General features: G+C 58.3%; 15 protein-coding genes and 4 pseudogenes. 6 read left to right on the top strand and 13 right to left on the bottom strand.

Annotation, left to right across the window (positions count from 1 at the left end):
* Window positions 1-127 precede the first annotated feature (127 nt).
* Window positions 128-1,093: an aldo/keto reductase gene (locus EP837_RS18385; RefSeq protein WP_066531965.1), complete on the top strand. Its 966-nt coding sequence runs from the start codon at window positions 128-130 to the stop codon at window positions 1,091-1,093.
* A 67-nt stretch (window positions 1,094-1,160) separates the two neighbouring features.
* On the opposite strand, the gene EP837_RS18380 is transcribed toward EP837_RS18385, so the two are convergent.
* From EP837_RS18380 to EP837_RS18355, 6 genes are all read right to left on the bottom strand, one after another.
* On the bottom strand, window positions 1,161-1,892 hold the full coding sequence (locus EP837_RS18380) for a carboxymuconolactone decarboxylase family protein (protein WP_066531962.1): 732 nt from the start codon (window positions 1,890-1,892) through the stop codon (window positions 1,161-1,163).
* A 60-nt stretch (window positions 1,893-1,952) separates the two neighbouring features.
* On the bottom strand, window positions 1,953-3,008 hold the full coding sequence (locus EP837_RS18375; RefSeq protein WP_066531959.1) for an amidohydrolase family protein: 1,056 nt from the start codon (window positions 3,006-3,008) through the stop codon (window positions 1,953-1,955).
* Window positions 3,005-3,838: an SDR family NAD(P)-dependent oxidoreductase gene (locus tag EP837_RS18370; RefSeq protein WP_066531957.1), complete on the bottom strand. Its 834-nt coding sequence runs from the start codon at window positions 3,836-3,838 to the stop codon at window positions 3,005-3,007. The genes EP837_RS18375 and EP837_RS18370 overlap by 4 nt, the downstream gene beginning before the upstream one ends.
* Before the next feature lie 18 nt (window positions 3,839-3,856).
* On the bottom strand, window positions 3,857-4,756 hold the full coding sequence (locus tag EP837_RS18365; RefSeq protein ID WP_066531956.1) for an isocitrate lyase/PEP mutase family protein: 900 nt from the start codon (window positions 4,754-4,756) through the stop codon (window positions 3,857-3,859).
* 23 nt (window positions 4,757-4,779) lie between these two features.
* Window positions 4,780-6,591: a flavin-containing monooxygenase gene (locus EP837_RS18360; protein WP_082919836.1), complete on the bottom strand. Its 1,812-nt coding sequence runs from the start codon at window positions 6,589-6,591 to the stop codon at window positions 4,780-4,782.
* A 509-nt stretch (window positions 6,592-7,100) separates the two neighbouring features.
* Window positions 7,101-8,612 carry a carboxylesterase/lipase family protein gene (locus tag EP837_RS18355; protein WP_082919835.1) on the bottom strand — a complete coding sequence of 504 codons (1,512 nt, stop codon included), beginning with the start codon at window positions 8,610-8,612 and terminating at the stop codon, window positions 7,101-7,103.
* A gap of 403 nt (window positions 8,613-9,015) precedes the next feature.
* Here EP837_RS18355 and EP837_RS18345 point away from each other — a divergent pair, with 403 nt between their 5' ends.
* The 5 genes and pseudogenes from EP837_RS18345 to EP837_RS18325 all read left to right on the top strand — a co-directional run.
* Window positions 9,016-10,494, top strand: coding sequence for an aldehyde dehydrogenase (locus EP837_RS18345; RefSeq protein ID WP_066531946.1), 1,479 nt, complete (start codon window positions 9,016-9,018; stop codon window positions 10,492-10,494).
* Window positions 10,495-10,705: 211 nt separating this feature from the next.
* Window positions 10,706-12,907, top strand: coding sequence for a TonB-dependent receptor (locus EP837_RS18340; RefSeq protein ID WP_082919834.1), 2,202 nt, complete (start codon window positions 10,706-10,708; stop codon window positions 12,905-12,907).
* A 991-nt stretch (window positions 12,908-13,898) separates the two neighbouring features.
* Window positions 13,899-14,855 (top strand): NADP-dependent oxidoreductase, encoded by a 957-nt coding sequence (locus tag EP837_RS18335; protein ID WP_066531942.1) that lies wholly within the window; start codon window positions 13,899-13,901, stop codon window positions 14,853-14,855.
* Window positions 14,856-14,980: 125 nt separating this feature from the next.
* Window positions 14,981-15,329, top strand: a pseudogene (locus tag EP837_RS21675) (cupin domain-containing protein).
* Window positions 15,330-15,494: 165 nt separating this feature from the next.
* Window positions 15,495-16,056 (top strand): annotated as a pseudogene (locus EP837_RS18325) (transposase); the annotation flags it as partial.
* Between the two features lie 515 nt (window positions 16,057-16,571).
* Here EP837_RS18325 and EP837_RS18320 read toward each other — a convergent pair.
* From EP837_RS18320 to EP837_RS18295, 7 genes and pseudogenes are all read right to left on the bottom strand, one after another.
* Window positions 16,572-17,150 (bottom strand): carboxymuconolactone decarboxylase family protein, encoded by a 579-nt coding sequence (locus tag EP837_RS18320; protein WP_066531940.1) that lies wholly within the window; start codon window positions 17,148-17,150, stop codon window positions 16,572-16,574.
* An 80-nt stretch (window positions 17,151-17,230) separates the two neighbouring features.
* Window positions 17,231-17,569: a transposase gene (locus EP837_RS18315; protein WP_066531939.1), complete on the bottom strand. Its 339-nt coding sequence runs from the start codon at window positions 17,567-17,569 to the stop codon at window positions 17,231-17,233.
* Between the two features lie 6 nt (window positions 17,570-17,575).
* Window positions 17,576-18,327, bottom strand: a pseudogene (locus tag EP837_RS20735) (IS5 family transposase); the annotation flags it as partial.
* Window positions 18,328-18,400: 73 nt separating this feature from the next.
* A complete protein-coding gene (locus EP837_RS18305) occupies window positions 18,401-19,321 on the bottom strand; it encodes a LysR family transcriptional regulator (protein WP_066531937.1) in 921 nt (306 codons plus the stop codon).
* Window positions 19,322-19,537: 216 nt separating this feature from the next.
* Window positions 19,538-19,750, bottom strand: coding sequence for a hypothetical protein (locus tag EP837_RS18300; protein WP_066531936.1), 213 nt, complete (start codon window positions 19,748-19,750; stop codon window positions 19,538-19,540).
* Between the two features lie 96 nt (window positions 19,751-19,846).
* A pseudogene (locus EP837_RS21670) lies at window positions 19,847-20,156 on the bottom strand (transposase); the annotation flags it as partial.
* 835 nt (window positions 20,157-20,991) lie between these two features.
* Entirely contained in the window at window positions 20,992-21,882 is an 891-nt protein-coding gene (locus EP837_RS18295) for a LysR family transcriptional regulator (RefSeq protein WP_066531935.1), read from the bottom strand.
* Between the last annotated feature and the right edge of the window lie 186 nt (window positions 21,883-22,068).

The raw sequence follows: 22,068 nt of genomic DNA, 5'->3' as shown, positions 1-22,068 counted from the left end.
CGCGCCGCGTCACACGACCCTGGAGCCCGACACGTCAGCGGATCGTGCTCCATCCTTTCAAGCGTAAAAATGGGTCCCGGCCTTTGCGCAGGATGCCCTAACCACCACCAATCATGAGGAAACAAGGATGGAATACAGTCATCTTGGCCGCAGCGGCCTGCTCGTCAGCCCCATCTGCCTGGGCACGTTGAACTTCGGTTACAAGACCGACGAGCCTACCGCCCATCAGATGATGGAATACGCGCACGACAATGGAATCAACTTCTTCGACACCTCAAATGTCTACGGTACCAAGGATTTCAAGGGCGAGGCGAATTCCGAAATAATCATCGGGAACTGGTTTGCCCAAGGCGGCGGACGCCGCGAACGGACGGTGCTGGCGAGTAAGGTCTTCAACCCCCGAGGCACCTGGCCGAACGAAAGTCGGCTGTCGGCTTTCCACATCCGCCAGGCTTGCGAGGACTCGCTGCGGCGCCTGAAGACCGACCGCATCGATCTCTATCAGATGCACCATGTCGATCGCGACACGCCGTGGGAAGAGATTTGGGAAGCAATGACGGTTCTGCGGACGCAGGGCAAGATCCTCTATGTGGGCTCCTCCAACTTCGGTGGCTGGCATATCGCAGCGGCTCAGGAAGCCGCCCGCGCTCGCCACTTCATGGGCCTGGTCAGCGAGCAGTCGATCTACAACCTCGCAACACGCCAAATCGAGATGGAGGTCATACCTGCCGCGCAGCATTATGGCGTCGGCGTGCTGGCATGGTCGCCGCTCCATCGCGGCATGCTGGCGGGCGTGCTGCAGCAGACCAGTAATTCGGGCCGTTATACCGACGAGCAGCTAACGCATTTCCGCTCGCAGTTGGAACGCTATGAGGCGCTGTGCGCCGAAATCGGCATCCTACCCTCCCAGGTCGCCCTGGCGTGGGTCGCCTCGCGTCCCGGCGTTACCGGGTGCGTGATCGGCCCCTCGACCATCAGCCAGGTCGACGACGCGCTGCGTTCGCTCGAGGTACGCCTGAGCGACGAGATACTGGTGAAGCTCGACGAAATCTTCCCCGGCTACAAGACGTCGCCCGAAAACTACGCCTGGTAATTCAGGTTCCGGGTTGTTGCCCTCGCAAGACCGGATCGGGAGGCCAAGCCTCCAAATCCGGTCTTGATCATTCGCCGAACATCGCTTCTCCGGTAAGGATGAAACCTTCCAGCCCCAGGAGCGCCGCCATCTGGAACACTTCCATGATCTCGCCCTTGGTTGCGCCCGCGTCCAATGCGTTGCGGATATGCGTGCGCAGGCCCGACGGGAAGCTGTGCGTGACGTTGCAGTCCACGGCGATGCACACCAGTTCTCGTTCCTTCCGGGTCAGCGGACCGTTCTGCCACGTCTCGGTCGCGATGCCGATCAGGGCGGCGGTATATTCCGGCATCATTCGCGCCACCGGGTCTCGATGCTCATTCCAGAAGCCCCGGACTTCCAGGAATTGCTGCTTGGCGGCCTCCAACTCCGGCGTGAATTCCTCTGCTGGCGCGCCGGCCTCGCCGATTGCGGCCAATTCCTCCTCCAGCACCGGAACAGAGGAATAGAGCGCATGATTGGCAAGGCTAGCGATCGTGACGACCACGTCGAAAATATCGGCCTGGGTGCCGCCTGCGGCGATGATGCGCTTCACCTGGCGCTTGATGGCGTCGCCGTTCAGACTGGTCGCAGCGACATGCATGGTGAAAAAGACAAGCTCCTTCATTCGCGCGGACAGATGCGGCCCCTGCAGAGGCGTCTGCCAGAATTTGGCGGCGCTCGCATATCCCGAACGCGAGACACGCTTCATCGCTTCCGCGACCTCCGGCCGGCTGAAGAGCGCATCCAGCGATGCAAGATTGAAATCGGGTGTCGTCATTTTCTACTCCGGGAGGTCGAGGAACTCTACGATTCGGCGGCACCGTTGTCGTCTGGCTGGTTATTCCACAATGCTGGACGGCAAGCGGTAGAAGCGCTGGGCGGAACGTGCGAAGACCTCTTCCTGCTCCTGCGCCGTGGCATCGGCAAGCAGCCGCTTGAAGGCATTGACGCCGACCTTGAGGCTGTAGCTGCCCTTGTCGACGGGAAAATTGCTTCCCCACATGCACCGGCTAGCTCCAAACGCCTCAAGGCAGTGCATCACCCAGGGACGCCAGGCGAAAGCGAGGTCGAATGAGGAAGGTGCTTGGGACATGTCTTCGAAACCGAATCCGCCGATACGCATCCCCAGCCCGCTCAATTTTACCGACACGTTAGGACAGCGCGCTACGTCCGAAATCCCACGCCGCCAGCTTTCCAGCGTATCGGCTTCCGCATAGTCGTGAATCCGCACAATCCCGCCGCAATGGTTAAGGACGATCGGAGTGGCGGGAAAGGCACGCGCCAACCGCTCGACTGCACCGAGTTGCGGGAAAAAGGCCCACGCATCGAAACTGAGGCCCAGGCGGGCGAGATGCGCAAAACCCTCGCGGAAATTTGGCTGATCGATCATTTCCGCGCTCGTCGGATAGGCCGCGTTCAGCAGGCTGTTGTCGCGGTCCCACACCAGCGTCTGCCTGATCCCGCAGAAGCGGCCACCCTGCCCGGCCACGCCGCCGGCAGCCGTGATCAGCCTCTCCAGCACCGGGCGCACCCGGTCGCCCAGGGCAAGGTCCGCGAAGCCGACTATGCCCGAACAGACATGGGACGAACCATAGATGCCGCTGGTGCTCATGGCTGCGATGCCGTTGACGAACTCGACCTCTCCGATGGCGCGGAGCGCTTCCGGACCTCCGGCACGCAGCATCGCGCGAGCCTGGACGAACACGGAGCCGCGAATGTCGTGGCCCGTCCCCAGATCCGCCAGATAATCGGGCAGCAGATAGCGCTGACCCGGCCGGTCGTAGAGGTGATGATGCGCGTCGATGATAGGCCGATCGGGGTCGATCACCGGCTCGTCATGGCTGGCAAGCCACTCCGGACGAATGACAAACTGGTTGGCGGACGCGCCGCTCATGCCCTGGCGGGGCTCAGTCGCGATGCCGTCACGCCGCCATCGACGATGATCTCTGCCGCCGTGATATAATTGGCCTCGTCGCTCGCGAGGAACAGCGCGGCATGCGCGACGTCCCAAGCCGTGCCCATGCGGCCCATCGGCACCAGCCTGGCGCGCTGGAGCTTGAGCGCCTCCTCGTCGCTGCCCAGCTGCCCGGTCAGCCGGGACGAGACCAGTGGCGTGTCAACCATCCCGACCACGACCGAATTGACCCGGATTCCATCCTCTGCAAAGGCCATCGCCGACGCGCGTCCCATCGTCTCCAGCCCGGCCTTAGACGCGGCGTAGCCCACATGCATGCGCCCGCCCAGCTGGAAACTCTTGCTGGCGATGCTGGAGATATTGACGATCGCACCGCCCCGGCCATGCCTGCGGAATTGCTCCTGCATGACGGGAATGACGTGCTTCATGCCGAGAAACGCGGTGTTGAGATTGCTCCTAATCTGCCGGTCGAAATCCTCTTCGGGAAGCGTCACGGGATTGCCGGGGAGGCTGCCGCCGACATTGTTGACCAATATGTCGATCCGGCCGAAGGTCGCGACGCACGCATCGACCGCCGCCTTTACCTCTCCGCTCGAAGTCATGTCGGCGCGGTAGCCCTGCCAGCGGACGAGATTTTCCGCGGCCATGACCTGGTCTGTCCCCGCCAGCGCTCCCTCGCTGAAGTCGGTTCCGAAAACGCTTGCGCCCTGCCGGGCGAAGAGCACGGAGGTCGCCCGACCGTTACCCCAACCTTCCGCAACCGATCCCGCCCCGGCCACGAACGCCACCTTACCCGTCAGATCAAGCATTCAACCTCTCGCTTTCGTTCAATGTGTGGCTTGCTCGCCCATTTCAACCTCTGGTGCGGCGAAGCGCCGCTCGACCTCCTGAAATGCGTGAAGCCCGCCAAGAGCGGTGAATTCGGCGAAGCTGGCACAGCGGTCGCCCACTGCCGCGATGGACCCGGCCGTCCGGATGTCGGCCAGCACCTGCGCCATCGCCCTAATCGCCGCCAGGGCGGTGAAATTCGGCAGGATCATGAGCTTGTAACCCAGCCTGCCCACTTCCTCCAGCGACAGGGAAGGAGTCTTTCCGCCGGCCGACAGGTTGAACAGATGCGGTCCGGGAATGGCGCGGGGAATTTCCGCAATCTCCTCCAACGAGCGCGGAGATTCCACGAAGATCATGTCCGCACCAGAATCCCGGTAAAGCGCGCAGCGTCGAGCAACGTCCTCAAATCCGGTCACCGACAGGCCATCGCAGCGCGCGATGATCATGAAATTGGGGTCGGTCCGCGCCGCGACCGCGGCCCTGATTTTCTGCGCGGCCTCTTCGGCCGGGATGAGGCTCTTGCCCGCCAGATGGCCGCAGCGCTTGGGGAAAAGCTGGTCCTCCAGATGGATCGCGGCGACACCGGCGCGCTCGTATTCGCGAACGGTGCGCTGGACGTTGAGCTGGTTGCCAAAGCCGGTGTCGGCATCCGCGATCACCGGAACTGAAACCGACGCGGCGATCGCGGCGGCGCTCTCGACCATTTCGGTGAGCGTAACGAGCCCCAGATCGGCGACACCGAGCCGGTTGAGCGCCACCCCGCCGCCAGGCATGTACACAGCCCCGAATCCGGCCTGCTCGATGAGCTTCGCCGGCATGGGGCCAAACGCGCCGGGCGCCATCAATGCACCTTCGGCCTGCAGCAGCGCTCGCAGTGCGGTGGTTTGACAGGGCATTGTTCCCGGGCTCTCCTGAGGACTTATGGGCAGCTCTTGATCGGGTCCGTGACGATGCCCGCTTCGCGCGCCGCGATCTGGAGAGCGATGAAGCGCGTCCAGACCCGGCCCTGTGCAAAGCCACCGGCGACGAACCACAGGCCCTGCTGCGCGGTCGGCTTGTACATGTTCTGTAATTCATGATCTTTGGGATCGAGGCCCCAGATTGGACCGATCCGGTCGGCGACGCCGTCGCCGAATAGTCGGGCGACCTCCTTGGTCGGCGATTCATAGCCGGTGGCGGTGATGACGACATCGGCTTCGCGCACGCTGCCATCCTTCATTCGAAGGCCGTTTTCGACAAAGCGATCGACATTGTCGGTCTGGATCAACCCCACCTCGCCGCTGACGATCAAGTCGGAGCAGCCGACGTTCAGATAATAGCCGCCATGCTGCTTGCGGATCTTCATCTGGTGGCCGCCGCCATCCTCGCCGATGTCGAGCTTCATGCCGCGCGCCTTGAGACCGTCTAGCAGTTCCTTGTCGACCTCGAGCATCTTCTGCACGTTGAGCTGGTAGCCCTTAAGCGCCACCGGATAGGTCGGGCTGGTCGCGATCAGGTCGCAATCCTCAAGTGGGGTGTCGCCCTTGTAATAGAGCGCATGGTTGAGCGTGACCGCCTCCACGCTGAACACCGTGATCGAGCTGCGCTGGATCATCGCGACGTCGACGCCATAGCCGTGCAGGTCCTGGGCGATGTCATGCGCCGTGTTGCCGATGCCGACAATCAGAACCTTCTTACCCCGATAGCCCTCCCCCGAAACGTAGCTGTGGGAGTGCGCCACCTCGCCCTTGAAGTCGCCCAACCCGGGGAAGTCCGGCATATGCGGCCGGCCGACGATCCCTCCGTTGGCCATCAAGACATGGCGCGGATGGAGAATCCGCTCCGTGCCGTCGGCGCAGCGAACGGTCGCGGCCCAGACCTTGCGTTCCTCATCCCAACGCGCACCGACGAACTCGGAACTCGTCCAGACGTTCACATCCATCGCCTTGGCGTAGGATTCAATCCAGTCGCCAAGCGCGTCCTTGGTCAGGAACTGGGGCCAGGTCTCCGGATATTTCATGAATGGCAGATGGTTCAGATGGATCTTGTTGTGCAGCGCCAGCGAGGAATAGCGGTTTCGCCAGACATCGCCGACGTTGGGCAGTCGTTCTATGACCAGCGCATCAACCCCCAGCATTCGTAGCTGCGCGCCTGTCGAGATGCCGTTATGCCCCCCCCCGACGATCAGGACGGACGGTTGGCGATCCGCATATTCCAGTTCCCGCGCGTGGCGCGTTGCCTTGGTATCACCGCCGAACAGCCGGTCATGCTGGCCAGTCGGGCGGTTGTCGTCTATCGGCCATTCACGACCCTTGATCTCGTGCAGCGAGGTGGAGATCATCCACGCCTGCTCCGGATTATTCACCGGCAGCCGCAATATGCCTGCGCCCCGCGCCACGTCCGTCTCGAACTCAAAGATCGCCTCTATCACCGCTTCGCCGGAGCGCGACACAGGCCTGGGAGCCGTGCGGTTTTCGGCGATCCTAAAATTTCGCGGCCTGGCGGGCGGCAGCGCGGCCATCAGCGACCGGACCACCTCATCCCGCCCATTCCGCGGAGTGATAGTCCAAGTGAAGACAAACAAATCGCGCCAGTGTGAATCCTCAACAAACAGCTCGACCAGCGCAGAGGAATCGGCAGCCGTGATGGCGCTCTCAAAACTCTTCAACCAACCTGATACGATGCTTCCGTAGGATCCGGAAAGCACGGATCGTTCATCCTGCTTCACCGAAAGTTGTTGAACAATAGTCATCTCGTTTCCCTTAAAACAGCCGAACAGCGCGATCAGCCGGAACAGGCATCCCTGATTACAAGATCAGATATCCCTGCTCTACAAAGTGTTTTTGCAATCTGCTTTGCGCCTGACGCAACAAATGTTGAGAACGTCACCGTGAGGCTAGTGCCGTTTACCAAAGGCAAATCACACCCTGGTCCAGTAAGCACGTCCGCGCCCTCGATCTTGCAGCGGTCAAGTTAGGTATTCCCGACAAGCGAAATAGCTGACACGTCATCCGTAGTTGGGCATAGTGTCGAAGTGGGGTCTATGCCGACTCGGTTGAGCGCCAAATCCTCCATATCAATATAAGCGGATTCGGCTGGCGGTCATGAGCAAAAGCGCTAGCCCGCGCTTGATTTTGAGGGTCATCCGCGCGGATGACCTTCGACTAAAAGATGTAGAGCGAGACCCCCCCGCGGACCTGGCCCGGCGTACCCCCCGCCAGCCAAGCCCACTTGAGCGTTACATCCTAAAGCGCGACGGCCTCAGTAAATCCCTATACTGTCCCAGAATTCGGCATGGTATACTTTACTGAAGCGACCGCTCACCATCCTGGGTTCAGGCAACTTCAAAATCAGGAAATTGTCGAGCTCTGGGTCGTATCTCGACCATTCGTCCTCCCGCTCAGCGGCTTGTGAAACCGTCGTCCAATATCGAATCATAATATCGGACAGCTTGTGCTGGAGCGCGTTGAGCGCGACGGGCAGGCCCCCGCCACCTCGAAAACCGGTGAACAGATAAGGCAGTTCATAAGTATGCGCGGCGCCCAGCGGGAACGTCGTCGGCTCCAAGTATGAAGGAGCGGTCTTATCAGCAAAATCATAAGCATACGTCGGAGTATAGCGGGAGATCATCTTCAAGATCGCCCGGCCGGTACAGGCAAACATATAATCGGTAAAGACGGCCGCATAAGCCTCTGCCACGCTGTCATAATTATTAACGGGATACTCTTGGATGACCTTTGACGCCAAGTCGCCGAAATAGCTGTCCAGTTCTGCCAAATATTCGGCTTCTTCCATGGGCCTGCCGGTCGCATTCTCGACGAATCCCGAAAAGAATGCTCCTTCATCGGCAGTGTGACCGCTCACGACGGTTACACGGTTGAAATTTCCTGACCGGAAAGCTTCACTGGGATGAGTCGGAATGATGGTGCCATCGATGATGAACTGGTGCGCTCTGACATAGGGGGCCTGCATCGCCAGTATCTGGCGCGCCGACAATTGCCGCAACTCGGCCGCAGACTCGCATTCCACCGCCATCGCGAATTCGATTCCTGTCTGGCGGGCCTTCTCCAATGGGACGGGCGCACCGAAGATGGGTGACTTGAGGGCAATCGCGCCGCCGCTCATCGAAATAGCGTGTTGAAACTTCCCCTTCGACAAGGGCGAGATGATATGTCCGAACGTGCTGTTACCGCCCGAGGATTCGCCAAACACCGTGACGTTGCCGGGATCCCCGCCGAACGCGGCTATGTTGCGCTGAACCCAATCGAGGACAAGCTGCTGGTCCAGCACGCCATAATTGCCGAACGGGTGTCCTTCGGCATCGATTTCCGGATGAGAGAAATAGCCGAGTATCCCGAGGCGATAATTGAAGGTGATGACGATGGTATTACCCTGGAGCACGATCTTGCTCGGATCATAATCCCGCCCAGATCCGACGCGCGTCGCACCGCCATGTATCCAGACCATTACTGGCAGACCCTTGTCGCCGACATGAGCATGTTGGGGTACGAAGACGTTGAGGTACAGGCAGTCTTCATCGCCTCCCGCCCTAGCGAACACGCCCAAGTCGGCATCTTGAAGACTGTCATTGCCATATTCGCTGCAGTCCCTGACTTCGGACCATCGTTCCGGGCGCTGCGGCGGCATCCAGCGAAGCTCGCCGAGCGGCGGGGCGGCGTAGGGAACGCCCAGATACGCCAGCATCCCCTGACGCACTATTCCCCGGACGGGTCCACTATCTATCTCGACAATGTCGGCGGCCAAAACCGTCATTCAGGCATCCTTCCCTATTTTCTGAGATTATCGTCGACTGCGACGTTCATGTCTCGCGCGGAGCTGTCACGCACCGACCACACATTCATTTCGAATCTGCGTCTACTAATCGCTAGCTCATCACCGGTCTGGTCGCAAGCCGCGCGTCGCCTTGGCTAAGGCCGTCATAGCGCGTGATCTTCAGCAAGGAAGCTGATATTTTGCTTATATCGAGGTTTCCGGGGGAACTGGCTTCGGCGGCACAAGGCATCAGTTGACATAACGCGATCTTCGCATCATTATGCAAATAGTCCTACAGAATGGGAAAAGTTCAGAGTGGCTGCATTTGGCCGGCCTCGCAGGATAATGTATGATATGCTGATTGCCGGGGTGGGCAGTCGGACTTCAAGGATGAAGCATAGCCATGAGCGCTAGAGAGATTCTGCTATCGCACCCGAACTCGCTTTTCATTGGCGGTAAGTGGATTGCGCCTTCGACCAGCAAGACAGTCCAGGTACTCGATTCTGCTACCGAGGAGCAGGTTCTTGAGACGGCGGAAGCAAACGTCGACGACGTCGACCGAGCGGTAGCCGCCGCCCGTGCATCCTTCGATGGCGGCGCTTGGTCCGGACTGAAGCCGGTGGAGCGTGCAGCCTATCTGCGCGAAATTTCCGCTGCCGTGCGTCGCCGCCAAAAGGAATTTGCCAATGCTTGGTCGCTTGAGTCAGGCATCCTCTACAGTCGCGCACAGGCGGTGGGCGACATTATCACCGGCGTTCTCAACCGCGCTGCTGACCTGGCGGATACCTTTACGTTCGAAGAACCGCACCGGTCTATCACCGGGATGAAGGCGACGCTCGTGCGGGAGCCAGTTGGCGTCGTCGCCGCTATCATTCCCTGGAACGGTCCCGCGCCACTAACGGCCTATAAACTGGGGTCCGCGCTGCTCGCCGGATGCACGATGGTGATCAAGATGTCGCCCGAAGCTCCGGCGGCAGGTTATCTCTTTGCAGAAATTTTCGAGGAGATCGGGCTGCCGGCCGGCGTTGCGAACGTCATCGTCGCGGATCGTGAGGCGTCCCAAGCGCTTGTGGCTGACAATCGAGTCGACAAGATCGCGTTTACCGGCTCGACGGCAGCGGGACGCAGCATTGCCTCGGCCTGCGGGCAACGTATCGCGCGCTACACGCTGGAACTGGGCGGCAAATCACCCGCGATCATACTGGACGACTTCGACATCGAGACCGCCGCGCGGACGATTGGTGGTGGCGTAAGCTCGCTGACCGGGCAGGTCTGCCACAGTCTGACACGTATTATCGTTCCTCGCCGACGGCAAGAGCAGATGGTTGAGGCGGTGAGCGCTTACTTCGCAACACTAAAAATCGGCGACCAGTTCGATCCGGCGAGCGACGTCGGACCTCTGTCGACGGGCAAGCATCGCGAGACGGTCGAGCGCTACATCGAAATCGGCAAGGCTGAAGGAGCCCGGCTAGCGTACGGTGGTGGACGGCCGAACGAGCTTAACCGGGGCTATTATGTCGAACCGACGCTGTTTGCCGATGTCGATAACCGCTCCACAATCGGGCAGGAGGAAATATTCGGCCCCGTCCTGGCAGTCATCCCAGTGGAGAATGAAGAAGAGGCAGTGCAAATCGCCAATGACTCTATCTTCGGGCTGAACGCGTCGATCTTCACCAATGACGGTGACCGTTTCCGGCATCTGGCGAGACGCCTGCGGTCCGGGACGGTAGGCCAGAACGCCTCGAGGACGGATGTCAGCATTGGGTTCGGGGGCTTCAAGCAATCCGGGATTGGGCGCGAAGGGGGAGTCGAAGGCCTGCTCGCCTATCTGGAGTCAAAGGTCGTAGTCACCGATCAGCCCATCGAAGAGGTCGCCGGCTGAACCCCCGGTTCAAATGATTGCGCCCAGCGTATGGACTTCATTCCTCGCTCTGGGTGTCTGTTGCTGGGAGCTGCGGCTTGACCGGGAGATGTGGTCTCAAGGACTTTTCGGTTTGGGTGCAGATAATTATTTTTTATCTGCAGCTTACAAGAAGGTAAGGGGCCGCATATTGTTGAAGAGCGCTAACGGGCGCAAGTAAAGGGAGAGTGGTATGAATAAATCATCTAAAATAATGATGTGTACCTTGTCAGTGATTGCGATCATGGCTTCAATGCCGGCCCACGCTGAACAGGTGGAGTCGCAGTCGGCAGGTGACGCCGGAGGTGTTCCACAGGATGCGCAGCAAGAGGCTACAAACAACACTGGCGAGATCATCGTTACCGCGCAGCGTCGGGCCCAAAACCTTCAGGACGTTCCGATCTCCGTCACGGCGATCAGCGAATTACGCGCTCAGCAGCTGAACATCCGGGATGTGGGCAACCTGCAGCTGGTGACGCCCGGCATGGTCTTCAGCAGCGGCATCAACTACGCGTCGACCTTCATCCGCGGTATCGGCGCGCCACTGCCCAATCCAGGTATTGAATCGTCGGTCGCCACGTACATAGACGGCTCCTATATCGAACATGCGTTCGGCAGCGTGTTCGATATCCTCGATTCCTCGTCTATGCAGGTGTTGAAAGGTCCGCAGGGCTCGCTATGGGGGCGCAATGCTTCTGGAGGCGTGATCCTCATCAACACGGCTGACCCCGAGTTCCAGTGGGGTGGCAGGGCGATGATCGAGGCGGGCAATCTTGACCATCAGATCGCCGAAGGCGTGCTGAACATTCCGGTCAGCGACACCGTCGCGCTCCGCGTCGCTGCACGTTATCGTCATGACGGCGGCTACGTCCGCAACCTGGTCGACAATTTCAAGTTTGGCGCGCGGGAAAGCTGGACCGTCAGGGGCAAGTTGAGGTTCCAGCCGACCGACGATTTGAATGCGGTCCTTCAGGTGCAGTACGACAAGGCAAAGCGCACGCCTGCAGCCTACACCAACTATCTCCCACCTCAATATTGCCTGGCATGCGGTTCTTCGGCCTACAGCTTCCCTCTGACCGATCCTTACACGACTGTTGCCAACACACTGAACAACGGGAACGGCGGAAACGACAAGAACGTCTTCGTCAACCTCAAGGTAGATTATGATTTCGGACAGTTCTCGCTGAACAGCACGACGTCATACCGCAAGCTAGACGCGTTCGAGACCGGCGATTTCGACCTGACGGAAGTGGATGTTCTCAACATCGCCAACTCCACAAAGGCTGAAACCTGGACGCAGGATGTCACGTTGACGTCTGACTTCGAGGGTATGTTCAATCTCATAGGTGGCGTGAACTATCTTAACGATGTCACAGATTTTGCCCTTGGTTTTCCGGCAGCGTCTCAATTTCCCAATTGGCCGCAGGCATTCAATAACCACATCACGACTGAGTCGATTTCCTTCTTCGGCGATGGCTCCCTCGAACCGGTGGAAGGGCTCAAGGTCACGGTTGGCGGCCGCTATACCAAGGACCGGCGGGAAATGTTCAATCAACCTGTGAAGTTCAGCCGGTTCACGAAGCGGTTCGTCATTTCCTACGATACTGGTCCGTTGAACGTCTATGCAAGCTACAATGACGGCTTCAAGGCGGGGGGCGTCGTGGCGGATAAGGCTGCTCCGCCGCCCAGCGTCTTTCTTCCCGAGAAGATCAAGGGCTACGAAGTCGGCCTCAAGTTTGTTTCGACTGACAAGCGGGTCCGCGCCAATTTGGCCTTGTTCCACTACAAAAACCGGGATCTCCAGGTTCTCGCCGTCGACCAGGATGCGACGGGGGGTGAACTCGGCTCCACCCTCAATGCCGATGCTAAGGGCAAGGGAGTGGAATTCGATGCCGAATTTAGCCCAGTCGACAACCTTCAGATCTTCACCGGCCTTTCGTACCTGAAGACGCGTTACATCGACTTCATCTACAATCAAGCGCTATTGCCAGCACTTGATGCGAACGGCCAGCCGCAAGTCGGTAATGAAGATCTGTCTGGCCATCCTCTGATCCGTGCGCCCAAATGGACCTATTTCATAGGTGCGACCGCAACTGGAGACATCTCTGAAGACTGGAAAGCGGAACTGACAGGTTTCGTGCGCTACACTTCGAGTTTCGACTTCGCGCCGGGTGCGGGCGGACCGCTTCGCTTCGACCGCGAACCGGCCTATACGACGGCACGGGCGAGCTTGACCATCATGCCGCAGGATGAGCGATACCAGATCGGCTTCTTCGTCGAGAATCTGACAAATAAGGTCTATTCTGACTTCCGCTTCGCCACGCCGCCGTTCGGCTCGTCGCGCATTGTGGCACGACCGCGGACCTTTGGCGTCCGGCTCGGGACGAAGTTTTAAAATCGCGTGCGCTGCTCGGGCTCATGTTTGAGCCGAGCAGCGCGTCGCATCGCATCACATCACATCGTGGGGAGATTCGGCTGACAACTTAATATTCATGCGACGTTGACGACCTCAAGCGCGCTATAAATATGCTCACCATTCCGGCTTGATATTACCTCCGCCTGCTAGGTAAACTACGGTCGCTTGATCGATAAATATTCCATAGTACTGCCCCCACCCGCGCACAACCTCCCATTATGAGGTGGGTAGCGACGCTCGCGACGCATCCAGGCAGTTGCATGGTGGAGGCCAACCTAAAGGGCGGCAAAATTCCTTACCCTTTGCTGCTATGAATGGCTTTGCACTCATCGCCAAATGATAAATGCTACAAGAGCTTCTGTCTCATACTCCGAAAGCTTTTGTCGCGCTTTAACTACTGATCCATTCTTGAACTTGGAATAAAAATTAGTGCGAAAAGCTGCCTTTCGCTAATGAAATATCATTCTCATTCGTGCGGCCGGATCAACTCCCACAGTGAAATGCCGCTTCAAATTCAGACTCCTAAACTCTAGCCGCCATATGAGCAATCAACACGTCGTAATCGCTAGCTTCGGCTCAAGCCCTCTCAAAAGGGCCGACAATTTTATTATCAGAGTAAGCCTTGACCGGTCAGCGCATAGTTTCCAGGGCCAACCCATGGGAGACCTGCGCCCGCAAATCTCCCGTCTGTATGCTCAAAAGTTCGCGAGCAGGCTTCGTCACCCTTTCAAGCCATTTTTTTCGTTTTTAGAGTGAAGGCGAGGCAAACCTCATGGCCTCGCGTCGTCAGATATTCACACGAAGACTTTAGCAGTGGTTGCCCATTCCATAGAGATCAGTCAGGACGCTTATAAGCTCGCGGCCGAGTCCAAGGAAGATAGCGCCGGACGCGCAGCAGGGGGCCTGTACAGCCGGACGGACGTGATAACCTTCAGCGGGCTTCACTCAGTTTTGAACGGATCATGAAACAATGACCAGATTGTCCCCCATTGTTGGCAAGGCCATCCTCTACACCGGGTGCGGTGGTTCCGATGTTGTAACGCTCGGGGAAAGGGCAGTGAGGCCGCCGGAAGCCGGGGAGATTCGCCTGAAGGTAGTTGCGGCTGCGGTCAACCCCACCGACATTCTGCTACGGGAGCGTGGCTCGGATGCCCTTAGGCCGCCGCTCACGCCGGGAATGGATGCAGCAGGGATAGTAGAGTCAGTCGGGTCGGGCGTGACACGGCTTACTGTTGGTGACGAGGTTATGGCGGCCGTTTTGCCGACGCGCGCTGAGGGCGGAGCACAGGCGGAATATATTGTCATCCCTGCTGCTTCAGCCGTTTTGAAGCCCGGAAAAGCCAGCTTCGGCGAGACGGCAACATTGCCGATGAATGGGCTGACTGCACTCTATGCTCTTTCACTAGCGGAGCTGTCGAAGGGACAGACGCTCGTTGTCACTGGTGGCGCTGGATGGCTCGCGCATTTCGCAATTGCATTCGCCAAGAGCAACGGTCTGACGGTGATTGCAGATGCCAGCCCATCCGATTTCGATCTCGTTCAAGGCTATGGTGCGGACATTGTGGTCGAACGCGGAAGCTATTTCTTCGCCAGTGTGAAGCAGGAGAAACCGGAGGGCGTCGACGCCATTCTCGATACTGCCCTGCTAGGCGAGACATCGTTTGAAACAATCAAGCCGGGCGGGATTTATATTCCCGTCCGTGGATGGAACGGACCACCCACTGATCGCGGGGTTCAAATCAAACCAGTCAGGGTGCCCGAGGTATTGGAACGCACGGACTGGCTAGAAACAATAGGCTCCGCGGTCAAAGCGGGGGCAATCAAGGGCCGTGTGGCGGCTGCGTATTCTCCCGCGCAAATATCGGAGGCGCAGCAAAGCCTAGCCGCAGGAGGAGTACGCGGGCGCCCCGTGCTGGTGTTCACATGAGATCAGCAGGTAACGCTTCGAGGCTTTGTTCTCTCGCTATCGGTCTGCCTGTCGGCAGCCTCATGAAACCCACCTCAATCGCTCAGGAAAGCGATCCGGCACCGCAGCTGACAAAAAGAGTCGAAATGAGAACGGTCGACGGACCAGCCGAATATTTTACTGGCGAAGTTACAATCACAGGGCAGGTTCAGCTGAGGAATCGTCGCTTGTTGGTGGTGCGATCGTCCATTTCAAGCGTGGAGCAAGAACGGCGTGGCACAAGCATCCGCTTGGGCAGACGCTTATCGTCACCAAAGGCGTAGGGTGGACTCAGGTTGAAGGCGGGCCGAAGCTTGAATTCAAAGCCGGAGAAATCATGCTGACAAAAAGCACTGGCACGGCGCGACGCCACACGGCGCCATGGCTCAAATTGCCACCCAAGAAGCGGTGAACGGTGCACCCGTGAAATGGATCGAAAAAGGTGACGTTCGCTGAAAGCAATTAAGATCAGGCTAACAGTCTTCTGAAGAGGCGGGTTCTTGGTGGGACCAAGCTTCCGGGGCGCCGGTGATCTCGCTTGCGGCATGTGCTGCGCCATACCGCGCCCTATTTCAGCAGGAGCGGTGGGACTGTCGGGAATTTCGTGTGCGGCGAGGCATAATGGGCAACAAGGAGGCCGAGTATCGACGCGAAGAACCCTCGATACCGAACGACATTCTCGACCAACTGCTGGCCGGCACTGACGCAGCAGCAGCGCTCAGCCAGGGTGGCCTGCTCGATATATTGAAGAAGGCATTTGCCGAACGGGCGCTCAATGCGGAGATGGATCACCATCTTGGCCAGGAGGAGCAAGGGACCAACAGCCGGAACGGCTACGGCCGCAAGACGGTGACGACCGACGGGGGACGGATCGAGATCGAAGTGCCGCGTGATCGGGCGGGCAGTTTCGATCCGCAGCTGATCGCAAAATATCAGCGCCGTTTCCCGGTTTTGATGACAAGATCATCTCGATGTACGCGCGAGGCATGAGTCCCCGTGAGATCACCGGGCATCTGCGCGAACTGTACGGCATTGAGGCCTCACCCGACCTGATCAGCACGATCACGGACGCTGTGCTGGAGGAGGTCACGGCCTGACAACAACGCCCGCTGGACTCAGCCTATCCGCTGGTGTTCTTCGATGCGATCCGGGTCAAGACCGCGACGAAGGCATGGTCCGCAACGCCGGAGCAGATCATAGCGAAGCTGCGTGAATTAGAGGAGATTGTGGGGCGAGGCGGCAACAGCGGTGGAGGCTTGCCGCCAGATCGGGATCGCGGAGCAGACGCGATATTGGTGGCGCAGCTCGACGAAGCTCCATGTTTCGCACTGTTCGCGCTGATCGTTACGCGGAGCATCGTGCGCCGCGTCTATTGGGTGCCGAAGTTTCGGCTTCGCGCAAGGGAAATCGGTACGTCACAGTCATGGTCGACCTTGAGACCAATCATCTTCGATCTGCTGCCCGATCGGGAGAGCAACACTTTCGCTGGATGGCTGAAACCGGACCCGGCGCTGAAATCATCGCATGGGATCGGGCATGCAGTTACGCCGAAGGCGCTCGCCTTGCTAGCGCCCTTGTATGCGGCAGCAAGGCTTCTCCGAGGAACACGAGGTCCACCGCCACCAAGATTAGTCGTTGATCGCGGCGTGGCTGCCTCGCGCGTGAGCCCCTCCTCTTGAGCCCCTCGAGCGCACGATATCAGTTGGAGAGACTGATATCGTGCCCCCCAATGATGATGAAGCTTGCAAGCAAAGCATAATAGCCTGCAATAGCGACGAGTTCGGTGGCACCTTCTCGGCCTACCAGCTCAAGGACTTCAGCGAGGAGTTCGCGCGAAACCCGTCGGGTTGCCGTAACTGATTGACAGAATCGAATAATAACTGCCCAGCGCGCGTGCTCGTCACTCGGGGCAATCCCTTTTCTGGTGGCTTCGATGATGTGATCGGCGAGCCCCTCACGCCGTGCGATTGGCGCATGATATTGCCATTCATACCCACAACCAACTGTGCCGGCGGTCGCAAGGATGGCAAGTTCGCGCTCCGCGCCCGACAGGATACCTCGAAAGCGAAGCTCAACTCCCGTCTGCTGAATGGCCTTAGCCAACGCCGGTCGATCAAGCATAGCGAGAAAGGGACTGGGCACGGCACCGCGGGGCCCCTGCGAAATCTCATCATAGATGGCACGTTGCGCCTCGGTGATATCTATTAGGGAGCGATCAATTCCAATGGGATGTTGGTTGACGTGCACGATACTGACCTCCAGCGTTATTATTTTCATCCTCAGTGTCGCTTAGCCCTGTCACTGTCGAGGCCCGTTCTCCGCCAAACTCTTTGGCAAATTTGGATCAAATTCATTTCTTAGGGCGAGGATCTGTAATTTGCAGAGCTGAGCGGTGTTGTCCCCTTGAGGGTTTCGCGGATCTGTTCGCACTGGCCGAGCCGAAGTTCGGTCGTGCTGTAACGCCGTGGGACCAGGTCGAAATATCCTCTAGCGTTCCGCGATTGTCGGAACCGTCCGGCATCGTCGATGGCGGAGGCAAAGGCCACCGAGGTCTGGACGCCGACGCCTGGAATGCTCATTAGGATTTCGCAGGCCTGAGATTGGCTGGCGATGATCCGCATCCTGCGATCCATTTCCTTGATCTGCTCCATCAGTTCCGTGCGCACGGATAGCAGTGAGGCAATGGCTTCGCCCAACGCATTGCACCAGAGGCGTGTGCAGATGAGCTTGATCGCTGCCAGATAGTTGGCAGCATCCTTGTCATATCGAGTGGCGATGCCCCGGACCTGCTTGATCCGATTAAAGAAGCGCTCGACGAGATTGCGCTGGCGGTAGAGCCAGGACGAGAGGCCGAAGCGCTGCTTGCGATTGGAGCGATTGGGAATGTTGGCCCAGATGTTCCTGGCTGCCGCAGCCTGGCGTATTGCGGTGCTGTCATACCCTTTGTCGCCGAGCAGGGTGGCGCCCTGGGGGAATAGCCTCGATCAGGGCTTCGGCTTCGCACGCATCGTGGACCTGCCCACCCGTCAGTCGCAAGCTGACAGGACGTCCGTCAGCGTCGACAAGAGCGTGAAGCTTGGTCGTGAGGCCGCCCCGGGAACGTCCCATGCCATGATCTCCAGGTCCCCCTTTTTCCCCGTCGCACCGTGCTGGTGGACGCGCATGCAGGTGGAATCGATCATCACCAGTTCGCCGTTGAAGCCAGCGGAAACCGCTGCCAACAGACGGTCCCACACACCGGCTTTTCGCCAACGAACGACCGGTTGTAGCAGGTCGTAGATGGACCATAACGCTCTGGGATCTCGGCCCAAGGCGCACCGGAACGGAAGCGCCAGAGAATTCCATTTAGCACGCGCCGATCATCTACCCGCGGAACACCGCGGGGCTTGTTGGGCAGCACTGGCTCGATGATCAGCCATTCCTTGTCCGTCAGTTCATACCGCCGCCGCGCCATACGCCCTCCATTCTCAAAGAGCGCCTGAATCATGCGAAGGCGGAGAGCTCAACTCAATTTATGAGTTCGCGCCCTAATCAAGCTTTCGCGTTGCTGCGCCCTCAGGCTTGAATTGTTCGACCAAAAATTCTATAAATGCCCGTGTGGCGACTGAAAGGCCCCGCGCGCTCGGGTAAACCAGGTAGAGTGAGGTATCCTCCGTTGTCGGGCTTATGCGGTATTGGTCGAGCACCGATTTCAGCCGTCCTGCCTGCAACTCAGGTCCCGCATGAAATTCTTGGACAAGAATAAGACCAAGCCCAGCCAATGCACTTTGCATGAGCACCAAACCCGTAGCGGATCGCAAGTTTCCTTTTACAGGAATCTCAACTTTTTCAACGCTATTTTCAAATTTCCAGATGTTTTGATATTGGAGCGCGCGGTAAACTAGGCAATTATGATGAACGAGATCGCCCGGTGACTTTGGTTCGCCATGGCGTTCAAAATAATGCGGGCTGCCAACAAGTACACGTTTGCAATAAGCCAGCCTACGACTGACCAGTGAAGAATCTTGCATCTCGCCAAGCCACACGGCGATGTCGATACCTTCGGCCACTAGGTCAAGTCGTTCGTCTGTCACCGAGATATCGAGGGAAAGCTCCGGATGTTTCGCCAGGAACACTGGAAGGGCCGGAATGATTATGCCGCTTGTTGACGTCCGAATAGTGACCTTTAAGGTCCCCGTGACAGTGGAGCGAAGCGCCATAACGTCATGTTTTGCACCCTCAAAATCCCGCAAAATGGTTACCATCCGGTCATAGAATAGGCGTCCAGCCTCGGTCAGCGATTGGCTTCGTGTTGTCCGGTTGATGAGCCGTGCACCAAGATCGTCTTCAAGCGCTTTCACCTGCCGGGCTATCGAGCTAACCGCGACTTCGGCCTGCCGCGCAGCGGCGGTAAATCCGCCCCGATCGACGGCCTCAATAAAAGCTCGAATCTTGCTTAGATCATCCATTTTGTGCTGATTACCACTAAGAGTTGACCGGGCGTTTTCACCGACAAGCGACCTGCCTGATATTATGTTTCCGATGTCACCGGTGGGTCAAGATGCGGGTTTCACCTTTCTGGGCCAAGGCTGCTGCGCGGAGCTGTTTTCAAACGGATCGTTGTCGGTCTCCAGAATGTGGCAATTGTGGGTGAGCCGATCGAACGTGGTGGCCGTCTCGGGGTCTCAGAACGTTTCATGATGCTGCGTTGCTGGATGGGCCATTTTGTATTCTCGCGCTGCGAGCGCCTTTATTTTCCCCTTCGATCGAGTAGCTTCCATACGGCCATCAGGTGGATTACGCTCGACTCCGTTGATCTTTATCGTGCGGACATACCAGCGCTGGCGCACCAGGTGCACCGTTGTGTTGCCGAACAACTGCCAGGATGGCTCGATCATTATAATCGCCTGCGTCCGCACCGGCTCTCGGCTACAGATCGCCCCGAGAATTTATTAACTGCTCAGTCATGGAGTCTGTCAGACCTCTAGGGGCAACAGGCGAAAGCCTGGGTCGTCGCACAACGCGTCGAGATCATCGGCATTCCTAGTAGCCGCAGAAAATCACCAGAACCCGCGCCTGAAGAATATCATCCAGCTTGTGGATCACCCGACAGGGATCACGCGGATCGGCAATGAAGGCGGTCTGCAGATCCCCATCTCGCTCACGGCCCGAGCCAGCAGAAGAACAGCGCTAACGGAGGTCAGCCGCTCCCATGTCGCAAGCGCCTGACTTTCTTTCGTGCGACCACTTGGAATCGAGATGGTGTTGAGCTAGCATCGTTCATGCTGGTGTGGTCTTTGGTTTCTCTGTCCCGGAGAGGCGCGGCTTAGACGCTCAATTTCCCCCTTTAGAACAGAACCTCATGCTACTCCCGCCAAGCTCGGTGAATAGAACAGGCTAGCGGTGACCGAGCACACTTCCGCAGTGAAGTGTGAGCTATGGAGCATATATAGAGGAGTCGAGTTTATATGCACTTTCTACGATGGTCGATCGATGTTGTGAAAAAATTTGTCGCTCCGTGCCAGCACGAAGAGAATTTGAACGACCCAGGTCCTGGGGAGATCACGGCATGGGGTATCTGGGTCGAGAAGCGTCAATCTGCAACAGGCCACACAGATTCATGCAATACCCTTAAGTCCCAAAGTCGGCACCCACATTAAGCTGTATGGACAGCAGCTTACGGCCCGCCCCCGATCGCTCCCGGCGCATCGCTGAATTCCAGTAGTTGCATGACAAAGTTCCGAATCATAGACCTAGGCCAAGTCATTGCCGAGCACCTGTCCCTGCAGGGGCACCGGAAATATAGGATCAATCCTGCGCATCGGTCGACGCCGCCCTGTGCGGGATCGAGCAGGGCAAGATCAGTGGCGTCGAGGCAATCGACCTAGCGCTGAACGGAGAACTGTTGCTGCGGGAGAACCGCCCATTCTCGCCACTCCCAAGGCAAATTTACGTTTCCAGGTACGGTCGGTCAGCTATTTGGTGGCCGACCGTTCTCAATGTCGCCCGTGCCGACGGAAGACGTGTTCGATCCTCTCTTCGATGTGATATTGCGCACGCGGCACATATCTCTGGATGGATTTGGATCGGCGGAAGAGGGTTATGCATTGCTCCCAGCCGGGCCGGATCCACCTCAATCTTACCCGCCGACTTGAATGACGCTTGCACGATTGAAAATCTCGTCAGTGAGCGCATCGTTGTCGAAAAGTCGCTTCACTACCTGAAACTGGACAGGAGCAATAGGAGGCATGTCAGGGACCTTGATCAACGCGCCACTTGCCAGCTCCGAACGCACCATGGACTCGGGGAAAATGCCGACCCCGCCGCCAACCTTCGCTATGTCGATCATCATCCGCGCATTGTTGCATAGGTTCAGCGATTGCTGCGGGATCTTGGATTCAGCGATGGCATCCCGCATTCGCCCGTAAATGGGGGAATGACGGGCCAATGACCAAATGGAGATTGCGCGACTTCTGGTAGGCTCTGCAAAGCGTGCCGCAATTTCCGGGCTGGCTAACCACATTAAAGCGACTTCACCAATGGAGCGAGATTGCAGTACCGGATGCGCTACTGGACCGGCCGCGAAAGCAATGTCGGTGCGGCCTGCGAGCAACTTCTGAATCAGATTCGCGGTAAGATCGATGTCCACCTCGAGGCTGACGAGCGGCATCGCTGCTTTGAGTTCAGAGAGGAAGCTCGGGAGGCAGCTGGCGGCCGCAATCTCTCCTGTCCCGATGCGTATCACGCCGCTTGCTTCATCCAATCCGCCACTGCGCATCAGTGCGCCCTGAAGGTCTCCCCATAAATCGCCACAATCACGGATGAGCTGGCGGCCGGCCGGCGTCAGCGTCATGGTGCGCCCCTCTCGGCGGAACAACTTGGCCCTGAGATGCCCCTCGAGTTCGCGAATGCGCGCCGATATGGCCGGCTGTGTCGTACTGAGCCGCTCGGCCGCCGCGGCGAACGTGCCGAGCCGGTCGATCGCAAGTAAGGTTTCCAGGTGATAGAGCGAGATGCGATTTATACCCATCCATTATGAATAAATGAAAATACAAATCATTGGAATTGATGTTTCAAGCCTGTCAGTTGAAGGCGAACGGAACCTATGAAAGCGACTAGCTTCAGTGAAGGAATGGAACGGTGATGCTCACCGTAGAGGCAAGGGTGCACCCCCTCGTGCAGGCACGAGCGTTAAGCAAATTGCTGAAGCCCATCA

This window comes from Sphingobium sp. EP60837 (assembly GCF_001658005.1).
Classification (GTDB): domain Bacteria; phylum Pseudomonadota; class Alphaproteobacteria; order Sphingomonadales; family Sphingomonadaceae; genus Sphingobium; species Sphingobium tyrosinilyticum.
This window is presented reverse-complemented; position numbering and strand designations above follow the sequence as displayed.

Bases quoted from the DNA above. Each gene is read 5' to 3' on its own strand.
- EP837_RS18385 (WP_066531965.1), top strand. From the start codon at position 128: ATGGAATACAGTCATCTTGGCCGCAGCGGCCTGCTCGTCAGCCCCATC.
- EP837_RS18380 (WP_066531962.1), bottom strand. From the start codon at position 1,892: ATGACGACACCCGATTTCAATCTTGCATCGCTGGATGCGCTCTTCAGC.
- EP837_RS18375 (WP_066531959.1), bottom strand. From the start codon at position 3,008: ATGAGCGGCGCGTCCGCCAACCAGTTTGTCATTCGTCCGGAGTGGCTT.
- EP837_RS18370 (WP_066531957.1), bottom strand. From the start codon at position 3,838: ATGCTTGATCTGACGGGTAAGGTGGCGTTCGTGGCCGGGGCGGGATCG.
- EP837_RS18365 (WP_066531956.1), bottom strand. From the start codon at position 4,756: ATGCCCTGTCAAACCACCGCACTGCGAGCGCTGCTGCAGGCCGAAGGT.
- EP837_RS18360 (WP_082919836.1), bottom strand. From the start codon at position 6,591: ATGACTATTGTTCAACAACTTTCGGTGAAGCAGGATGAACGATCCGTG.
- EP837_RS18355 (WP_082919835.1), bottom strand. From the start codon at position 8,612: ATGACGGTTTTGGCCGCCGACATTGTCGAGATAGATAGTGGACCCGTC.
- EP837_RS18345 (WP_066531946.1), top strand. From the start codon at position 9,016: ATGAGCGCTAGAGAGATTCTGCTATCGCACCCGAACTCGCTTTTCATT.
- EP837_RS18340 (WP_082919834.1), top strand. From the start codon at position 10,706: ATGAATAAATCATCTAAAATAATGATGTGTACCTTGTCAGTGATTGCG.
- EP837_RS18335 (WP_066531942.1), top strand. From the start codon at position 13,899: ATGACCAGATTGTCCCCCATTGTTGGCAAGGCCATCCTCTACACCGGG.
- EP837_RS18320 (WP_066531940.1), bottom strand. From the start codon at position 17,150: ATGAAAATAATAACGCTGGAGGTCAGTATCGTGCACGTCAACCAACAT.
- EP837_RS18305 (WP_066531937.1), bottom strand. From the start codon at position 19,321: ATGGATGATCTAAGCAAGATTCGAGCTTTTATTGAGGCCGTCGATCGG.
- EP837_RS18300 (WP_066531936.1), bottom strand. From the start codon at position 19,750: ATGATCGAGCCATCCTGGCAGTTGTTCGGCAACACAACGGTGCACCTG.
- EP837_RS18295 (WP_066531935.1), bottom strand. From the start codon at position 21,882: ATGGGTATAAATCGCATCTCGCTCTATCACCTGGAAACCTTACTTGCG.